The 17,857-nt window shown below is 57.9% G+C and carries 14 protein-coding genes and 3 pseudogenes; 8 read left to right on the forward strand and 9 right to left on the reverse strand.

Features of this window, described 5'->3' with window-relative positions; translation table 11 throughout:
* Positions 1-447: 447 nt before the first annotated feature.
* Together VDP79_RS12040 and VDP79_RS12045 are read right to left on the reverse strand one after the other, a co-directional pair.
* Positions 448-1,251, reverse strand: coding sequence for a hypothetical protein (locus VDP79_RS12040; RefSeq protein WP_323018433.1), 804 nt, complete (start codon positions 1,249-1,251; stop codon positions 448-450).
* Positions 1,252-1,350: 99 nt separating this feature from the next.
* Positions 1,351-1,623 (reverse strand): annotated as a pseudogene (locus VDP79_RS12045) (transposase); the annotation flags it as partial.
* Positions 1,624-1,714: 91 nt separating this feature from the next.
* Here VDP79_RS12045 and VDP79_RS12050 point away from each other — a divergent pair.
* A complete protein-coding gene (locus tag VDP79_RS12050; protein ID WP_323018434.1) occupies positions 1,715-3,004 on the forward strand; it encodes an IS110 family transposase in 1,290 nt (429 codons plus the stop codon).
* A 228-nt stretch (positions 3,005-3,232) separates the two neighbouring features.
* Here the strand turns inward: VDP79_RS12050 and VDP79_RS12055 are convergent.
* From VDP79_RS12055 to VDP79_RS12065, 4 genes and pseudogenes are all read right to left on the reverse strand, one after another.
* Positions 3,233-4,048: pseudogene (locus VDP79_RS12055) on the reverse strand (IS3 family transposase); the annotation flags it as partial.
* Positions 4,049-4,107: 59 nt separating this feature from the next.
* Entirely contained in the window at positions 4,108-4,260 is a 153-nt protein-coding gene (locus VDP79_RS14990) for an integrase core domain-containing protein (protein WP_416233107.1), read from the reverse strand.
* 81 nt (positions 4,261-4,341) lie between these two features.
* Positions 4,342-5,001: a hypothetical protein gene (locus VDP79_RS12060; RefSeq protein ID WP_323018435.1), complete on the reverse strand. Its 660-nt coding sequence runs from the start codon at positions 4,999-5,001 to the stop codon at positions 4,342-4,344.
* Positions 5,002-5,039: 38 nt separating this feature from the next.
* Positions 5,040-8,087, reverse strand: a complete 3,048-nt coding sequence (locus VDP79_RS12065) for an HsdM family class I SAM-dependent methyltransferase (RefSeq protein ID WP_323018436.1) — start codon at positions 8,085-8,087, stop codon at positions 5,040-5,042.
* Between the two features lie 117 nt (positions 8,088-8,204).
* Here VDP79_RS12065 and VDP79_RS12070 point away from each other — a divergent pair, with 117 nt between their 5' ends.
* From VDP79_RS12070 to VDP79_RS12100, 7 genes are all read left to right on the forward strand, one after another.
* Entirely contained in the window at positions 8,205-9,077 is an 873-nt protein-coding gene (locus VDP79_RS12070) for a WYL domain-containing protein (RefSeq protein ID WP_323018437.1), read from the forward strand.
* A 209-nt stretch (positions 9,078-9,286) separates the two neighbouring features.
* The gene (locus VDP79_RS12075; protein WP_323018438.1) at positions 9,287-10,447 is read left to right on the forward strand and encodes an IS30 family transposase; all 1,161 of its coding nucleotides are present in this window, start codon (positions 9,287-9,289) and stop codon (positions 10,445-10,447) included.
* A gap of 349 nt (positions 10,448-10,796) precedes the next feature.
* Complete coding sequence (locus tag VDP79_RS12080; protein ID WP_322997735.1) at positions 10,797-11,084, forward strand: co-chaperone GroES; 288 nt, start codon at positions 10,797-10,799, stop codon at positions 11,082-11,084.
* A gap of 34 nt (positions 11,085-11,118) precedes the next feature.
* Positions 11,119-12,765, forward strand: coding sequence for a chaperonin GroEL (gene groL / locus VDP79_RS12085; protein WP_323018439.1), 1,647 nt, complete (start codon positions 11,119-11,121; stop codon positions 12,763-12,765).
* Between the two features lie 179 nt (positions 12,766-12,944).
* Complete coding sequence (locus VDP79_RS12090; protein WP_323018440.1) at positions 12,945-13,328, forward strand: diacylglycerol kinase; 384 nt, start codon at positions 12,945-12,947, stop codon at positions 13,326-13,328.
* A 7-nt stretch (positions 13,329-13,335) separates the two neighbouring features.
* Complete coding sequence (gene pyrF, locus VDP79_RS12095) at positions 13,336-14,163, forward strand: orotidine-5'-phosphate decarboxylase (protein WP_323018441.1); 828 nt, start codon at positions 13,336-13,338, stop codon at positions 14,161-14,163.
* A gap of 152 nt (positions 14,164-14,315) precedes the next feature.
* A complete protein-coding gene (locus VDP79_RS12100; RefSeq protein WP_323018442.1) occupies positions 14,316-15,779 on the forward strand; it encodes a diguanylate cyclase in 1,464 nt (487 codons plus the stop codon).
* Positions 15,780-15,835: 56 nt separating this feature from the next.
* Here VDP79_RS12100 and VDP79_RS12105 read toward each other — a convergent pair whose 3' ends face one another.
* From VDP79_RS12105 to thiL, 3 genes and pseudogenes are all read right to left on the reverse strand, one after another.
* Positions 15,836-16,345, reverse strand: a complete 510-nt coding sequence (locus VDP79_RS12105; RefSeq protein WP_323018443.1) for a nicotinamide-nucleotide amidohydrolase family protein — start codon at positions 16,343-16,345, stop codon at positions 15,836-15,838.
* The gene (locus tag VDP79_RS12110) at positions 16,342-16,875 is read right to left on the reverse strand and encodes a phosphatidylglycerophosphatase A (RefSeq protein ID WP_323018444.1); all 534 of its coding nucleotides are present in this window, start codon (positions 16,873-16,875) and stop codon (positions 16,342-16,344) included. Before VDP79_RS12110 ends, VDP79_RS12105 begins: the two co-directional genes overlap by 4 nt.
* Positions 16,872-17,847: pseudogene (gene thiL / locus VDP79_RS12115) on the reverse strand (thiamine-phosphate kinase). The gene VDP79_RS12110 and the pseudogene thiL overlap by 4 nt, the downstream one beginning before the upstream one ends.
* Positions 17,848-17,857: the final 10 nt, after the last annotated feature.

The following is a 17,857-nucleotide window of genomic DNA, read 5'->3' on the forward strand; positions in this document are numbered from 1 at the left end:
GTAACTGTGACGTTAGGCAAAAAGAAGAACAGAATAAAGTAAAATACGACACCCCTCTCCAAGCCAATGAATCCACTCGGAAAATTTTCTCTTCTTGGCACCGCCTGAAAATCGCCTGATTTTTGGATCAACGGCCGACAAGGCGATCCTGCAAGGACGAATTTCGGCGTCTCACCAGAAGCAATCCTCCAGAAGTTTCGGATGATTCAATAAGCAAAGGTATTCGTCCGACGCCCCGCTGGCCATGCAGGTCCAATTGAAATCTACCCTTGCCCCCCTCATCTTCCTCTGGTCCGTCCGAGCTAAGAGAACGCTGCCACCGGCAGCGTCCACTCTCTCCTAAACAGCTCCTCGTGGACGAGAGGCTATCCATGCTCGATTTCTCTCATGTTATGCCTCGCCCACGAAACTCGGAACACTCTCAATATCATGAGAATTTCCATACCCTCACGCGAGGGATTCAGGCCACATCAAGCCACCGGTGATTTTTGTCAAGAAAAACCGCGCCCCCCCCCACTCCTCTCGAAGGATTGTTTTTTGAGATTCACTCAATTTATCAATTAATTTATCGCTCTTTTTCTTAATATCTGTGCGCAGATAATCCCTGACACACGCCAAACACTGATGCAATGACCCACACATTTCGAGGTAATAATGCTGACTATTCTGAGGAGCATCCGCATCAATGAAAATACCCCCGCTTTTATCCACCTTGTAGAAAAGCTGGTGCCTACCAACCGAGATATCTATATGTGCATATTGTTGATTTCTCAGCGCGTTTATTTTTTTATGAACTTCCCTGAGGTCATTATTCTTAAACACATCCCTATAATTAAGCTGCGAACGCCCCTTAGATTCATTAAATATTCTAATATAGCCCACCACGATTCCAGAAAAAAGAACTTCCAAATTCATTAATAACTTTGGACTAATAAAAGCCAGAACCACGCTTTTTCCATATCGTCGAACCAACCTCAAAATAGCATCCCTATCGCGATCAAACTGATTTGGCTCAGGAGCATTCTTAAGCAGCAATTCAAAAAAAACAGTCATATCAGGCGATGATTCATCTCCTATTATTATCTTTGGCACAGGCTTCGGCCCAGTAATTTCAGAAATTACAACAAGCGACTGCATAAGACCGTCAACTATATAAGTTTGCTCAATTCTATCCTCAATATTCTTAATTGATTCTTTCAACCCCCGAATCTCAGAGAAAGCAGGATGATCTTTTGGGAAAGGCTGTCGCATTTTTTTGATATAAAACAATAATTAAGAATGACATTCGAACAGCAAGAATCGACCCAAGGGTAATCCCCCCATTTTTAGCGATTGCCAGAAGTAGGCAGGCTATGCGGCCATGGCCAGCCGCTGTTTCGGGGTGATGCCGCCCAAGGCCATATTTGGGCGTTCGTGATTGTAGGACCACATCCATTCCGTCGCTGCACGTTGGACCTGATCCAGATCTTCCCAGTGATATTGGGACAACCACTCGTAACGCACAGTCCGATTGAACCGCTCGACATAGGCGTTCTGTTGCGGCTTGCCTGGCTGGATGTACTCCAGCCTGATGCCCCACCGTCGTGCCCATTCCGTGATCGCTGAACTTAGGTATTCCGGGCCGTAGTAAGAGCAGAATGATCGGTATGCCCTTGTCAGCCAACCAAGGCGACAGGCATCCTGAGGTTGATCTAAGACCCAGGAGGACACCGAGATGGCTGACATTACCAATACTACGACGGAACCCCACCATCTACTGGCGATTGATGTGGCCAGGCGGTCCAACGCAGTTCTCGTCGAGTTCGCCACTGGCCAGCAGCGTCGGTTCAGGATGGCGAACAGTGCGTCTGATTTCGAGCGCCTCATCCAATTCATCAAAGGTACACCAGGACCATGGCGCGCCGCACTTGAGCCGACCGGCGACTATCATCGTGCCATCGCATATCAGCTGCTACAAGCCGGCGTCGATGTGGTCACCATCTCCTCCGTCGCGCAAGCCCGATATCGTGAGGCGAAGTTCAATTCCTGGGACAAGAACGATCCGAAGGATGCCGCTGTCATCCTCGACATGCTCAAGCACGGCCTGGTGATGCGTTACGTCGACCCGCTGATGGCCGGCCACCACGATCTGCAAGAGCTATCCAAGACCTACTACCAGATCACGCGGGCCAGGACCAAGGTGTTGCACGCCATCGTCAATCACCATCTACCGCTGTATTTCCCCGAGATGCAGCGGTACTGGAGCACGACGCGCATCGATTGGTGGTTGCGGTTCATGATCGAATTTCCGACGCCTGCTCACATTCGGCAACTGTCCAAGGAAGCGTTTATCCAGCAGGCTTGGGATGTCGTCGGACGCAAGGTTGAGAAGACTGCCAAGCTCACCGAGATCTGGACGATGGCTGCACACTCGGCCGCCTTGCCACATGCGCCAGATTGCCTGGCTGTCGAGACATTTCGCATCTCCCTGCGCCAGGCCCGGTACCTGAACGAACTGCGCCGTAGCCTTGAGCAACGCGCCGTGGATGTGCTGGCCGATAACGAGGACTATGCACAGCTGGTGAGCTTGCCGGGCATCGGTCCCATCATCGCCTTGACGGTACTTGCCGAGGTAGGCGACATCAGGCGCTTCTCGCATCATCGCCAGCTCCTAAAGTACTGCGGCTTCGATCTGGCCAAACTGCAGTCTGGCAACCAACGTGGACGCGAGCAACTCTCTAAGCGAGGCAATGCACGCTTACGGCTTGCATTCTGGCTGGCGGCGGTGATCGCCATTCGGCAGCGGGAGAACGCGTTCAAGGACAAGTACGATCGGTACATCCGATCAGATCCAGGAAATGCTGATCTGCGCCGCAAGGCGCTGACGGCAGTCGCAGCGAAGATGGCCCGCGTTGCGTACAGCATCATCAAATCGGGCCAACCCTATCAACGATTTTACGAACAAAGCTTACCCAGCGGATCGATCCCTATCAGTAGGGCCGTGGAGGCGCGGATCACCCCGTGACCTCGTAGATAATGCTCGGACCTTCCGCTGGGCCCTCAAGCTGTTTTAAGTACAGTGAAGACCCGTTGCACATTGCCGGGATCTTGTTTCTACTATGGTCAGCTGACTCGCCCACATGACGCGGAACTTGCTGGATAAGTAGTACGCTCTTTTCATTGAATTGCTGCCTTTGTGGCCGCATCAGGACTGCCGTTGTCGATTTACCGATCAGACACTTGCATTTAGTACGTTGTCACAACGAATCGCCAAGGGCTTGCCGCGCCAGGCAATGATCTGTTTTAACGAGCGGATGACCCGCTCCGAGGGCAAGGAGAAGTCGATTTCGATGCCCAGCGCTTCGCGGTTGAAGTCGTCAATCACGTTGAACAGCCGGATACTACGCCCATCGGCCAGTTGATCATGCATGAAGTCCATCGACCAGACGTGATTAGTGGCCGTCGGCACCGTCAGCGGTTCAGGTGCCTGGCGCACCAGGCGTTTGCGTGGTTTGATCCGCAGGTTCAACTCCAGCTCCCGATAGATGCGATAGATCCGTTTGTGGTTCCAGCCGAACCCCTTCACGTTGCGTAGATACAGGTAGCACAGTCCAAATCCCCAATTCCGGTGGCTATCCGTCAGGCGTAGCAGCCAGTCGGCGATCTCGTCGTTCTCGGCCTTGTGCTTGCCCTCATAGCGGTAGCATGTCTGGCTGATGCCAAACGTCTCGCAGGCCAACCGGACCGATATCCCGCGCTCCTGCACGACACGTTGAGCCATCTCGCGGCGGCGAGATGGCTTCACCACTTTTTTTTCGAGAGCCTCCGCGCGCAGCTCGGCCTTGAGCTTCTCCTCGACGTACATCTTGCGCAGTCGTGCGTTCTCCGCCTCCAGCTCCTTCATCCGCGACATCATCGGCACATCCATGCCGCCGTACTTGGCGCGCCACTTATAGAACGTCGCGGAGCTGATGCCCAGTTCACGGCACATCTCAGGCACCGTGATGCCGGCCTCCACTCGTTTGATCGCGTCCAGGATCTGGCTGTCTGTGAATCGTGATTTCTTCATGCTGTAGAACTCCTCAATGAGAAAATTCTACTTCTGATCTCACCGCCTTTATGGGGGGATTACCATCTGACCTGGTTGGACGTGGCGTATTCGCTCGGGATCAGCCTGCCGAGCGAGCCATGGGGTCTGTGATGATTGTAGTCCTGGCGCCATACCTCGATGAGCGCTTTGGCATGATCATGCCATCTGATCTGTCCGGAGGGATGGGGCAAGCCCAGTTCGCCTCCTCAAGTCCAAAGGGTAGATAGCCGATCTCATCGATCACCAGCAGACGCGGCCCGACGATGGCGCGGTTAGGAGCAGCCTGGCAGTGGGAGAAAAATGTGAGCAACGCAGATCTTGCCACCGCTCCAAGTCTGGTCGGCTGGCCGTTCGTGTTGAGTATCGAACGCCGCGTGGCTGCCAAAGAGCTCAGAGGGTGAGCAGACATGCTTGCCGGCTGCATTAGTAACCATGGACAGTGCTGTTTGGACATTCGGCTTTCCAAGATCTGCGGTCAGCTTGCTAATGCAGCCGGCCCGGTCTCTGAGTGTCATCCCCACCATTGCTGCAAATGGCTGATGCTTGGCGTAGTATCCGTCTACGAAGCGCCCAAGACCTTCTGCACCACGGTATTTCCCGCAACTGCGCGAGTCGGGCGCGAGCTTCTTGAACTCGAACACCATATCCAGCCGAGGCAACCTGGCATTAGAAAAATAAGTGATATCCAAGCGTATACGCTTAATGAGCCTCTTTGTCGCAGGATCACGCTCAATGCTGTGACGTTCGTAGCTCCATTGACCAGTCAGGCGCCCGATCGGCCCGCTAGCTTCACTGAGGTACCACCAAAAGTTCTCCGTAAGCACCGGCTCGAGCTGGCTGGCCTTGAGATGATCTGGGTAGTCCTTGGTGATGCGATACCAGGTGGCCACCAGGAACTCAGTGGCTTGGCGAGCCTCGTCCAGTGGAAACATGTCCCGCCAGGGGTCCCGGGGCGTGTTATCCATAGCTATCATTTGTTTTCCATGCCTCTGGCATACCGCACAATTCGCTCGGCATCTCGCTGAGCCGACCCTGTCATCCAGAATCTGCTTATGAAGGGCTTCAACAGGTAGATGCTGTTGCCGTGACGAATGATGATGTCGCCCATAACATACAAGGATTCGCCCCAGCTGGCAGGAAGGAGGTCATTGTCTCGAAGCTCATCCAACAGAGCCTTTACGGCAAGGTTTGACTCAGCTGTCTCAACCTGAGACCGAGCATCTGCGCTGGGTGTCATCCGGACCACGCCAATTGGCCCACGTGCACCGGAAGCATTGAAGACCAGCTCGGACTCAACTGAGCCTATGCCGCCGGACGCTTTTTGCCATTCACGTAGCTCATAGCACAGGGTGACTCCGTACTGCCGCACCTCTTCCTTAGTGGGACGTCTATGCAGCGCCGTGTTTAGACCCGAGATCGTGCCCGGCTGCACGCTGTTGATGACCAATGAACTAATTTCTTGGATGCGAGCGCATTGCAGCGGAGTCAACTCAAAGTAGTCGGCCAGCAAGCTCTCAGCTTCTTGGCGCTTACCCGCGTACAGATTCTCATGAAGTATTGAGGGCATAGCCTCAATGGCACTCAGCAGATAAGCAAGCTTCTCGATAATGGCAGTTGCGTGCTTAGGATCGCGGTGCTTATCTGGCGCAACAAACGGCAGTGCTTTGAGGTCGCTCAGGCTGACCCGCTCTCGCTCAAACGCCACCTGATAGGCAGTCATGAGCAGAAAATACCTAGCAAGATCCGATTGCAAGTAGAAGGCAATGAACCGAAGAAGCTTGGCTTCACTCGCCGGCGCAGTGAGTACACCCATGCTGCTGGTGAAGCAGAAGCGGGCGCTTGAATATGCAGCGCAGACTCTTCTGTCAGGATCCATGCCATCGGTAAACACAACCTTCGGTACTTGGCATGCCTTGAGCATTGCCAGAGAGATGCGAGCCACCGTGGGCCATTTCTCTGACGGGAATGGTTTGATGGTCTCCGGGGTTAGGATAGAACCAAAGCTGCTAAATGATTTGGCATCAAGGAAATCTAAACCCGCCAAAGGTGCCGATGAAACTGGCTTTTCGACAGAGGAGTCTTGGACATGGAAACCCTTCATGCTTGACCAGTCCTCGCGCTTTAGCAGTACACCCAACGTTCCCTTCAAGCGTTGCTGGCCAATCATCGCCACATCGTGACTATTTCCCCAAAACAATGTAGTCAGAAGCTCGTTACTGTAAGACAAGGATTGAGCCCTAATGTCACTACGATCTGCATCATGGATGGTCAAGCGGCCAAAGGCTAAGCTAACGTCCGCCTTGGGAGCCCAGTAGTCGATTTTCTCATTCCGGGCAGGGGTGAACTGGTCTGCGGGCCGTGACGTGGCCACCATCACCAAGGTCGGTTGACGCGCTGAAAAGAAAAGCAGCTTGCGGATATCGCCGAAGTTGATCAGTTTTTCGACCCGGTACCTAGCCAGCAGATCGCGTACGAACGTCTTGCTGCTAGGCGCGGCTAGCAGGCTTACTGGAAGGATGAAGCAGACTCTGCCAGTGGGTACCAAGCAATCCTTAGCCCTAAAGACAAAGGCCGCAGCTGTCTGCCGACGTGGCAGATCGACGCCATTGGTGCAGGCCCACGTATCGCTACTTAGATTGACAGTTTTAGGCGGCTCAACCCATGGGGGATTGGAGAGAAAGATAGTGCAAGACGGTCGACTTGCGCGGGGATTGGACTTATCGAAGAAGTCGCCGTCTATCTCGCCGCCGCGCAGGTTCTTGCCCACCAGCCTCGGTAGCTTGGCCTTCCCCTCGGCGGCCAAGGCAGCCAGATCTGCCGGCGCCAAGCCCTCCAAGACAGAGAGGTATAGACTGAAGGCAGTAACACGGCACGCCGACAAATTCAGATCTGATCCGAATATTGAGCGCTCCAACAGTTCCACACGCTCGCTGAACGAGAGCGGCCCACCCCGACGACCTTGGGCATGGCCGATCAAGCGCCGGAAGGCGGTAGTAAGCAGGATACCTGAACCACAGGCACCGTCGTAGATGCTCTCATTGAGCAAGTCGGTGGAATCTTGAAAAGCCAGATCCACAGCCAACATCGCCAGATGCCGCGGGGTGTAGAACGCGCCTACTTCTCTCTTGTTCTCAGACAGGAAAGATTCGTAGATGCCGGAGATCAGCTCAACTGGAATGAAGCGGAAGTCGTAGTGCCAGAGGCTACGCTGACCACTTTCTAGGTCGTCGCGCCTCAGAAATCCAAGCAGGCTCTCAAACGTGGCAGGCACCAGGCTGCTCCAGAACTGATCCAGGCGCTCACCAGGTTCAAGCAGGTCTCCATTAAAATCCTTCTTGAGCTGACGCAGCAACTTGATGATCCCCGCAAGGTTCTTGCTCTCAACAAGTGCACTGAGCTGGCCAACCTGATGATCGGAGCGGTACTGGTCGCCGATGATGCCTCTGTGCTCCAGGTAGGAGACAAACATCACCTGTGCCATCAGCAGTTGCGCGTCGGTCTTGGTCAGGCCCTGTTTCTGCAAAACATCAACCATGACCTTCAAGGATCTCAGAAGGACCTGGTCAACCCGGTTCTCTGTTGAGAACCATTCAGGGCGATCTGCGAACACCGTCCCAGACTGCACATCTGCACTCGAGAACGGGGTCAACACACCCGCTTCTTGACGCGTGAGCACCACGGCCTCTACAGCAGGAGTACTGACGGGAAGTGCACATGCGGTGTCCCAATCGACGACCAAGACGATAGAGATCAGGCTCTGATTCCAGATTCGCTCGCGGATACCGTTCAGAATGGCTGCCTTGTCCGTGCGCCGATCCTTCGCCAGGAAGCAGACGGTAGGAACACCGCCGACGTCAAAAACAGCCCGCGCCTGAATATCTCCATCGGGATCAAGAAGATCTTGAATCTCTCGGGCGTACGGATGGTTTCTGGAAATCTTGTCGGGACGGTGAAGATTACCCGCATCCTGCAAGTACCCCCACGCATCGAGCCAGTCGTCTAGAGCAGCGGTTTTCACGGCAAGCCCTTGCTCCGAGTAAATAGTTCTATGTTAACACAATGATTGGGGCAATCAACTTGCGTGCTAATATTTAGACGAGGATACTACTCGTCCTGATGGGGACAAAAGCTGCCGATGATCGAACTCAGTCCAGCTCAGTTACAGCGATTCAGATTCCTGGAAGCCCGACTGCTGTGGGAGGGCGCATTGCGGCGCAAAGACTTGTGCTCGGCATTCGGGCTGACCCCCAATCACGTGACTCGGGAGATTGGCTGCTACCGCGACCGCTATCCCGGCAACCTGCTCTATGACACGGAGGCAAGAGCCTGGCGTGCAACCGAGCGCTTCCAGCCCCGCCATGCTTCCGGTGACGCCAAAGAGTATCTAGAACTTCTACTTGCATTCTCGCTCGCAGGCGATCCGGCGATCATGGTCGGGACTGGCCCAGCGGTGCCTGTGGAAATGCTCCCTGAGATGGAGGGAAGCGTCAGCGCTGACGTGCTACGCCCCTTGGTAGCTGCCATTGGTCAACAGCAAGGCGTCGAGATTGTGTACCAGTCCTTTTCAAAGACCACCCCTCAGCGACGCATCATCTGGCCGCGCACCTTGGTGTACGTTCTCTCACGGTGGCACGTACGAGCCTATGACGAGCGCAGGGTACGCTTTGCCGACTTCGTAGTAAATCGAATCATCCAGTGTTCTCCGCCCAAAGGCCCTGCGGATCTTCGGACGGCCAGCCAAAACGACATTGAATGGTTACAGTCTATTGAAGTTGCGGTGCAACCAGCCCCTCACCTGTCGGCTTCCCAGCAAAGTGTGGTGGCAAAGCAATTCGGGATGCGTCAAACGGACGCAGGTTGGAGGTGGTCAGCGAAGGTCCGCCAGTGCATGGTCAAATATTTCCTGCATCAGCACCGATTAGACCTTCCCACTGAATCTGGCGCGCGCGCTCGAATAGTGCTTTGCGACCCTGCGATAGCCGAAAACCACGCTTTTAGCGACGACTAAACCCCAGAAAACAATACGCTGGCGAGTACACGACTAACTGAAGTGTGGCGCCATTAGTTGCCACTGACACTCGCCCAGTAAATAGTTTTCAACCGGCGTTGACACTTACTTCAGATAGCCTCTGCTCGAACCTCGAATGACCGGTCCCGGCTGTGGATTCAACTGGTCAATGCAACACAATGACCGCCCCAGGCGCAAGGAGTATTGGCATGAAGCAAAGACCGCGGACTTACTACACCGAAGTTCAGAAAGCACTGATGTGGGATCGTTGGAAAGCTGGCGGTACCTTGCACGAGATCGGCAAGCTGTTTGACCGACCGCATATCTCCATTCACACCATCCTGCGTGCGACGGGTGGCATCCGGCCACCAGCTAGGCATCGGTCTCGCTTCGCGTTGACCATGCCTGAGCAAGAAGAAATCTCCAGAGCGTTGGCCGCAGGTGAATCCATCCGCTGCGTGGCTCGGCGCTTGAAACGAGTAGCCTCCACCATCAGCCGTGAACTCCTACGCAATGGCGGCAAGACTTGCTACCGGGCAGCGAAAGCTGATGAGGCAGCCTGGGAGCGAGCAGGTCGCCCAAAGACGTGTAAGTTGGCCAGCAATCCGGCACTGGCTCACATCGTGGCGGTTAAATTGCAGAGTCTGTGGTCGCCCGAGCAAATAGCGGGGTGGCGCAAACGAACTTATCCGGGCGAAAAGGATTTGCAGGTGTCTCACGAAGCCATCTACCGCACGCTCTTCATCCAAACACGTGGGGCCTTGAAGAAAGAGCTTCTGGAGCACTTGCGACGCACCCGGGGGATGCGTCGCTCGCGCCATTACACCCAGAAGACCCCCATTCATGAGCGAATCGTCGATGCCGTGCCCATCAGCGAGCGACCAGCTTGCATCGAGGATCGAGCAGTGCCGGGGCACTGGGAGGGCGATCTGTTGTTCGGCGATGCCTACAGCCAGATTGCAACGCTGGTGGAGCGGCACACGCGCTACGTGATGTTGGTCAAACTGGTGGATAAAGACTCTTACACCGTAGCTGCGGCACTGGCCAAGCATGCACAGACCTTACCGCAGGAACTCTATCGTTCCTTGACCTGGGATCGGGGATCGGAAATGGCGGGGCACAAGCGGTTCACTGTGACCACCGACATCCAGGTCTACTTCTGCGATCCGCAGAACCCATGGCAGCGCGGAACGAATGAGAACACCAACGGCCTACTTAGGCAGTACCTACCCAAGGGCATCGACATCTCGGGCTACTCGCAGGATGAATTGGATGAGATTGCGAGAAAATTAAATGAGCGGCCCAGGAAAACCTTGGGGTGCAAAACTCCGGCTGAGATGTTTAACGAGTGCGTTGCATCGATCGGTTGAATCCACAGCCGATAAGAGCCTTTGAACCTGCTTAACCGTCAGACAATCGGAAAAATGCAACTATCAGGCTGGAACTCCGCATTTGACATTAGCACGGCACACCCCCGAATCGCCCTGAAACCCGCACCAGCCTTGGGTCTAGCTTTGGAGGACAGCTCAGACTTGAGTGAAATAAATTCAAAGTTGAGTGAAATTCGACAGTTCGACAGTGGCGTTCGACAACTTGTAACAAGCTCCTCCTTCCTCTTGAAACTCCCGAAATCGTCCCTATAATTAGCACTCGATGGGGTTGAGTGCTAACAACCAACCTCGCCTCCGCATTCTTAATTTCACGTACAGGAGTTCCTCCATGGCACTGCGTCCTTTGCACGATCGTGTGATCGTCAAGCGTCTGGATAACGAGCGCACCACCGCCTCGGGTATCGTCATCCCTGAAAGCGCCGCTGAAAAGCCTGACCAGGGCGAAGTCCTGGCCGTCGGCCCGGGCAAGAAGACAGAAGACGGCAAAGTCCTGCCGGTCGACCTGAAAGTCGGCGACAAGGTCCTGTTCGGCAAATACGCCGGCCAGTCCGTCAAGGTCGATGGCGAGGAAGTGCTCGTCATTCGCGAGGAAGAAGTCCTCGCCGTGATCCTGTAAGCCTCCGCTTCGTTCAATCCCAAGGAATTTCAACATGGCTGCAAAGCAAGTTTATTTCGGTGACGATGCCCGTACCCGCATCGTCCGTGGCGTCAACATCCTGGCCAACGCCGTCAAGACCACGATGGGCCCCAAAGGCCGTAACGTGGTGCTGGACCGCTCCTTCGGCGCCCCCACCGTGACCAAGGACGGCGTGTCCGTCGCCAAGGAAATCGAACTGAAAGACAAGTTCGAGAACATCGGCGCCCAGCTGGTCAAGGAAGTCGCTTCCAAGACCTCCGATAACGCCGGCGACGGCACCACCACGGCGACCGTGCTGGCTCAGTCGATCGTCGAAGAAGGCCTGAAGTACGTGGCCGCCGGCATCAGCCCCATGGACCTGAAGCGCGGTATCGACAAGGCCGTGATCGCTGCCGTGGCCGAGCTGCACACCCTGTCCAAGCCCTGCACCACCAGCAAGGCCATCGCCCAGGTCGGCTCGATCTCGGCCAACAGCGACGTGTCGGTCGGCGAAATCATCGCCAACGCCATGGATAAAGTGGGCAAGGAAGGCGTCATCACCGTCGAAGACGGCAAGTCGCTGGAAAACGAACTGGACGTCGTCGAAGGTATGCAATTCGACCGCGGCTACCTGTCGCCCTACTTCATCAACAACCCGGACAAGCAAGTCGCCGTCCTGGAAGACCCGTTCATCCTGATCTTCGACAAGAAGATCAGCAACATCCGCGACCTGCTGCCGGTGCTGGAACAAGTCGCCAAATCCAGCCGTCCGCTGCTGATCGTGGCTGAAGACGTCGAAGGCGAGGCCCTGGCCACCCTGGTCGTCAACAACATCCGTGGCATCCTGAAGACCACCGCCGTCAAGGCGCCGGGCTTTGGCGACCGCCGCAAGGCCATGCTGGAAGACATCGCCATCCTGACGGGCGGCACGGTGATCTCCGAAGAAACCGGTCTGTCGCTGGAAAAGGCGACCCTGGAATTGCTGGGCCAAGCCAAGCGCATCGAAGTGGCCAAGGAAAACACCACCATCATCGACGGCGCCGGCCAAGCCGCCAACATCGAAGCCCGTGTCAAACAGATCCGCGCCCAGATCGAGGAAGCCACGTCCGACTACGACCGTGAAAAGCTGCAAGAACGCGTGGCCAAGCTGGCCGGCGGTGTTGCCGTGATTCGCGTGGGTGCTGCCACCGAAGTCGAAATGAAGGAAAAGAAGGCCCGCGTCGAAGACGCCCTGCACGCCACGCGTGCAGCCGTCGAAGAAGGCATCGTCCCGGGCGGCGGTGTTGCTTTGATCCGCGCCAAGGCCGCCGTGGCCAAGGTCAAGGGCGACAACGCCGACCAGGACGCCGGCATCAAGCTGGTCCTGCGCGCCATCGAAGCGCCGCTGCGCACCATCGTCAGCAACGCCGGCGACGAAGCCAGCGTGATCGTCAATGCGGTTGAAAAGGGCGAAGGCAACTTCGGCTACAACGCCGCCACCGGCGAATACGGCGACCTGGTCGAGCAAGGCGTCATCGATCCGACCAAGGTCACGCGCACCGCGCTGCAAAATGCAGCCTCGGTCGCCAGCCTGCTGTTGACCACCGAAGCCGCTGTGGCCGAGATCGTGGAAGACAAGCCGGCCCCGGCCATGCCCGACATGGGCGGCATGGGTGGCATGGGCGGTATGGGCGGCTTCTAAGCACCCATCCCCGATGCCGGGGTCGGCGGTTCATCCGCCCGCCCCCGGCAGCTTCTCCAGAAAGCCCGCTGTGGTTCGCCGCAGCGGGCTTTTTCTTTTCCAGCCATCACCCCCGCCCTGTCGGCGGGCTGCATCAGTTACCTTACAATGCGGAAACCCGTTCCCCGACCACCAGAGCCATGACCCAGCCATCCCCGTACAAGAGTACAGGCGGCCTGATCCGCATCGCACGCGCTTTCGGCTATTCGCTGCAAGGGCTGGGGGCAGCGTGGCGGCACGAGGCCGCCTTTCGCCAAGAAACGCTGCTGGCCGCCGTCCTGATTCCCCTGGGTCTGTGGCTGGGCGACACCGCAGGCGAACGACTGCTGCTGGCGGGCGCGTTGGTGCTGGTGCTGATCACCGAGCTGATCAATTCAGCGATCGAGGCGCTGGCCGATGCCATCAGCACGGACCACCATCCGCTGCTGGGCCGCGCCAAGGACATCGGCAGCGCCGCCGTTTTACTGACACTGCTGCTGGCGGGGGCCGTATGGGCCAGCGTGCTGATCCCCCGCTGGATATAGGACCGACATGACCTTCATCGACAAACTGAACCGCGCCTGGAGCAGCCAGGATTCTCTGCTGATGGTCGGGTTGGATCCGGACATCCGCCGCTTTCCGGCGGAACTGGCGGACCGCCCCGATGCAATCTTTGAATTCTGCCGCCGCATCGTGGACGCCACCGCACCCTTTGCCTGTGGATTCAAGCCGCAGATCGCCCATTTCGCCGCCCAGAGCGCCGAAGACCAGCTGCTGGATCTATGCCGCTATATCCATGAACACCATCCTGACCTGCCCATCGTGCTGGACGCCAAGCGCGGTGATATCGGCAGCACAGCGGAACAATACGCCCGGGAAGTCTTCGAGCGATACCAGGCCGATGCCGTCACGGTCAATCCGTATATGGGCCGCGATTCGGTACAGCCGTATATCGACTATGGCGACCGGGGCGTGATCATCCTGTGCCGCACCTCCAACCGCGGCGGCGCGGATCTGCAGGATATGCGGCTGGCCAATGGCACGCCGCTGTACCTGCATGTCGCCGATCAGGTTGCCCGCGTCTGGAACACGACAGGACAATGCGCGCTGGTCGTAGGGGCGACCTTTCCCGAAGAAATCGCCCAGGTGCGCCGCCGGGTGGGCGATATGCCGCTGCTGGTCCCCGGCATCGGCGCTCAGGGAGGAGACATCCGGGCGACTGTCCAGGCAGGCCGCACGACCGCCGGCCACGGCATGATGATCAATTCATCCCGCGCCATCTTGTACGCCAGCCAAGGAGACGACTGGGCAGAAGCTGCTGCCAAGACCGCCCGCGCCACCCGCAGCGCTATCCGCCTGGCCCTGAGCAGCGAGGCATAGCACCCAGAATGATGTCGGCAGGTGGCGTAATGACCACAATCCATACGCTACCCGCATGATCTTGCCGCATACCTATCACAGCACGCATATAACCCTATAGAGAAGAGAAATCGACTCTACATTTGTAATATTGTTCAGTAAAATCCGGCATCATGCACCGGACCATCAGCAGCAGGCTGTCCAGTACGCGACAGTTATGGCGGTTCATTTCAGTCGCTGCATCGGCTTCTCTGCTTATCCACCTCAGCCTTGTCTTCCGGCCTGCCCTGGGGCAGATCGGCTTCTGGCCAGCGACTGCGCTGCTGGCCGGCTTGCTGCTGCGCATGCCCCGCTCGCAGGATCTGTCGGCATGGATCATGGCGGCGACCGGCGCCGCACTGGCTTACGGTCACTGGTACGGCTCCTGGAATGCAGCACTGCTCCATACGGCGGTCGATCTATCCGGGGTCTGCGTCGCCTGGTATCTGCTGGGCCGAGTCTGGCATCTGGACACCCTGCGCACCCCCCAGGCCATTGCCAGGGTTCTGGCTGCCGGGCTGGCGGCCTCTCTGTGCACATCCCTGGCAGGGCTGATCGCACAGCTATGGCTGGACATCCGGTTGCAGACCGCCATCGAGGTCTTTTTCCGTCAATGGCTGGGCTATAGCGCCATTCTGCCCGTCTGCCTGCAAGCATCGCTGACTCGCCGCCTGGCGGCGGACAAGCGCGGCCGATCCTGGTCACACCTGCGGCACCACCTGAAGCCCGGCAGCCATCACTGGCCACTGATGTCGCTGATGGCGGCCGTCTCGCTGGCGGCTTTGCTGGGCGGGCCAGGCGCAGTGGCCTTCCCGATCCCCGCCCTGCTGTTCTGCGCCTATGCCTACCAGCAGCACACGACCACCTGGCTGGCGCTGGCATCCGCGATCGTCCTGATGCTCTGTCATACCCACGGCTGGGCGTTGACGGATCCGGCATCCGCAACACTATGGACGCAGGTTTCGCTGCAGATGGGCATGCAGCTGATGGTCGCCACCCCGCTGCTGGTGTCCAGCTCCCTGGCCGCCCGCAATGATCTGATCCTGGCGCTCAACCAAGCCCTGGACCACGACGAGCTGACCGAAGCCCTGTCGCGCCAAGCCTTCATGCGAGGCGCCATCGAATACCTGCAGCAATCGCCGGCGTCGTTCTACGGCAATGGCGTCATGATGCTCGACATCGATCACTTCAAACGCCTGAATGACAATCATGGCCATGCCGCCGGAGACAGCGTGCTGCGGGAATTCGCCCGAGCCATTCGATCGGCCATTCGTCCCGAGGATCTGTTCGGCCGTCTGGGGGGTGAAGAATTCAGCATCATGCTGCCCAATACCACTCAACAGGATTGCCTGGAAATCGCTGATCGGCTGCGCGCCTGTGTGGAACAGATCCGGCTGTACTATGACAGCGACGAGCCTTTGCGCGTCACGGTGAGCATCGGCGCCATTCATGATTCGCAAATGCCGGGCGCGACCCTAAGCACGCTGCTGGCGTTGGCCGATCAAGCGATGTACCGAGCCAAACACCAAGGCCGCAATCAGGTGTATTCCCCCGATGCGGAAGAAATGCGCGACCTCAGCCCTATACCGCTGATCTGATCTATTGCTGCGGCCATTTGCGGCCCAAATCCGCGGCAGCTGCCGCCGTTGCAGTTTTAAGCCCCTCGCCCCAAGTCATCCAACGCCGCCTGCAGGGCAAAGCGCACCGCTGCCAGGCGGATGGCCTCTCGATCGCCTTCGAAAACACGGGTGACGCCCCGCGTCGTGATACCGGCGCCGACCCGACGCGCAATGCCAAAACACACCATGCCGACGGGCTTTCCCGGCGTGGCTCCGCCGGGTCCGGCGATGCCGGTGGTCGCCAGGGCCAGCCGCGCAGACGGCACGGCCCCCAAGGCGCCGCTCGCCATTTCCATGGCGGTTTCCTCGCTGACAGCGCCATAGCGTTCCAGCGTATCCAAGGAAACCCGCAGCTGTTCGATTTTGGCTGCATTGCTGTAGGTAACAAAGCCGCGCTCGAACCACTGGCTGGACCCGGGGCACGAAGTCATCGCCCCCGCCAGCAAGCCGCCAGTGCAGGACTCGGCAGTCACACACAGGCAGCCAGCGGCCCGCAATGCGGCCCCCAGTTCGCCCGCCAAGACGCGCAGGTCGCGATCAATCATGGCAGGACTCCCAAACGGATGAGTACAGCGGCCGCCAGCAAGGCATACAGGGCAGCAAAGACATCGTCGATCATGACGCCAAAGCCGTTCTTGAACCGCCGGTCCAGGATGCTGACCGGCGGCGGTTTGAGAATATCGAACACACGAAACAGCACCACCCCCGCCAGCTGGGACCAGAACCCTGCCGGCATCAGCCACAACACCAGCCAGATGGCGACGATTTCGTCCCAATTGATGCCGCCGTGGTCGGCAATCCCCAGATCGTCTCCACAGCGCTGCGCGGCCCAGCAGCCCAGGCCAAAAGACAGCAGCAGGATCAGCGCCATCCAGCCGTCCGGGATGTCGCGCAGAAACACGGCCCATAGCAACCAACCCGCCAAGGTGCCCCAGGTGCCGGGCGCCGGATAGATCAGGCCGGAGCCGAAACCGAACGACAGAATGCGTTCAGGACGGGCGAATACCCAGGCGGCGGACGGCCGTTCGGGGTTCTCGGGCGCGCGGCCCGGATCAGGACAATCGGAAGTCGTCATACAGGTTCTGCAAAATGATCGAAGCCCCGATGCGACACCGCCAGCGCCTGCCCATCGGCATCCAGTACGCGCACGCCGGATCCGCGCTGGATCGTGCCGACCCGCGACAAAGCCAAGCCCAGCTGCCGCCCCAGGATTTCGATCTGCTCGCGGCGACGCGGGTGCGCCATGAAGCACAATTCGTAAGCATCCCCGCCCGCCAGCAAGGCATCGCGATGGACAGATTCATCCAGACCATTGAGCACGGGATCGGCAGGCAAGGCATCCAGCCACAATTCGGCGGCACACTGGCTGGCATCCAGGATATGCCCCATATCCTGCAACAGACCGTCTGAAATATCGATAGCGGCATGCGCCACCCCCGCCAGATAACGGCCCAGTTTCAGCCGCGGCACGGGACGTTCCAGAAAAGATCGAGCGGCCTGCCAGCGCGCCGGGTCCGGCGGCAGGCGCCCCTGCGCCAGGCGCAGCGCAATATCCGCCCCGCCCAAGGTGCCGGATACCCAGATGTCGTCGCCCACCCGCGCCGCATCGCGGCGCAACGCCTGATGGCGGCGGACTTCGCCCATCACGGTAATGCACAGGACCACCCCGGGGGAACCCCCGGTTGTGTCGCCACCCACCAAGGGGCAGCGGGATTCGCGCGACAAAGCATGGAAACCGTCGGCAAAGGCCTGCAGCCAGGTTTCGTCGATGCGAGGCAGGGAGATCGCCAGCGTGCATGCCAGAGGGCGAGCCCCCATGGCGGCCAGGTCCGACAGATTCACCGCCAACGCTTTATGACCCAGCAGCCGGGGATCGATATCCGAAAAAAAAATGCCGGCCCTCGACCAGCATATCGGTACTGACGGCTAACTCGCAGCCCTGGGCAGGCGACAGCAACGCACAATCATCGCCCACCCCCAGCATTCCGCTGGGGGCTGGCCGGTCAAAATACCGGGTGATCAGATCGAATTCACCACCTGACGGCATAGGTCTGGCT

This window comes from Castellaniella sp. (assembly GCF_034675905.1).
Lineage (GTDB): Bacteria > Pseudomonadota > Gammaproteobacteria > Burkholderiales > Burkholderiaceae_B > Castellaniella.

Bases quoted from the DNA above. Each gene is read 5' to 3' on its own strand.
- VDP79_RS12040 (WP_323018433.1), bottom strand. From the start codon at position 1,251: ATGCGACAGCCTTTCCCAAAAGATCATCCTGCTTTCTCTGAGATTCGG.
- VDP79_RS12060 (WP_323018435.1), bottom strand. From the start codon at position 5,001: ATGTTTCCACTGGACGAGGCTCGCCAAGCCACTGAGTTCCTGGTGGCC.
- pyrF (WP_323018441.1), top strand. From the start codon at position 13,336: ATGACCTTCATCGACAAACTGAACCGCGCCTGGAGCAGCCAGGATTCT.
- VDP79_RS12090 (WP_323018440.1), top strand. From the start codon at position 12,945: ATGACCCAGCCATCCCCGTACAAGAGTACAGGCGGCCTGATCCGCATC.
- VDP79_RS12110 (WP_323018444.1), bottom strand. From the start codon at position 16,875: ATGACGACTTCCGATTGTCCTGATCCGGGCCGCGCGCCCGAGAACCCC.
- VDP79_RS12105 (WP_323018443.1), bottom strand. From the start codon at position 16,345: ATGATTGATCGCGACCTGCGCGTCTTGGCGGGCGAACTGGGGGCCGCA.
- VDP79_RS12100 (WP_323018442.1), top strand. From the start codon at position 14,316: ATGCACCGGACCATCAGCAGCAGGCTGTCCAGTACGCGACAGTTATGG.
- VDP79_RS12075 (WP_323018438.1), top strand. From the start codon at position 9,287: ATGAAGCAAAGACCGCGGACTTACTACACCGAAGTTCAGAAAGCACTG.
- VDP79_RS12080 (WP_322997735.1), top strand. From the start codon at position 10,797: ATGGCACTGCGTCCTTTGCACGATCGTGTGATCGTCAAGCGTCTGGAT.
- VDP79_RS12070 (WP_323018437.1), top strand. From the start codon at position 8,205: ATGATCGAACTCAGTCCAGCTCAGTTACAGCGATTCAGATTCCTGGAA.
- groL (WP_323018439.1), top strand. From the start codon at position 11,119: ATGGCTGCAAAGCAAGTTTATTTCGGTGACGATGCCCGTACCCGCATC.
- VDP79_RS12050 (WP_323018434.1), top strand. From the start codon at position 1,715: ATGGCTGACATTACCAATACTACGACGGAACCCCACCATCTACTGGCG.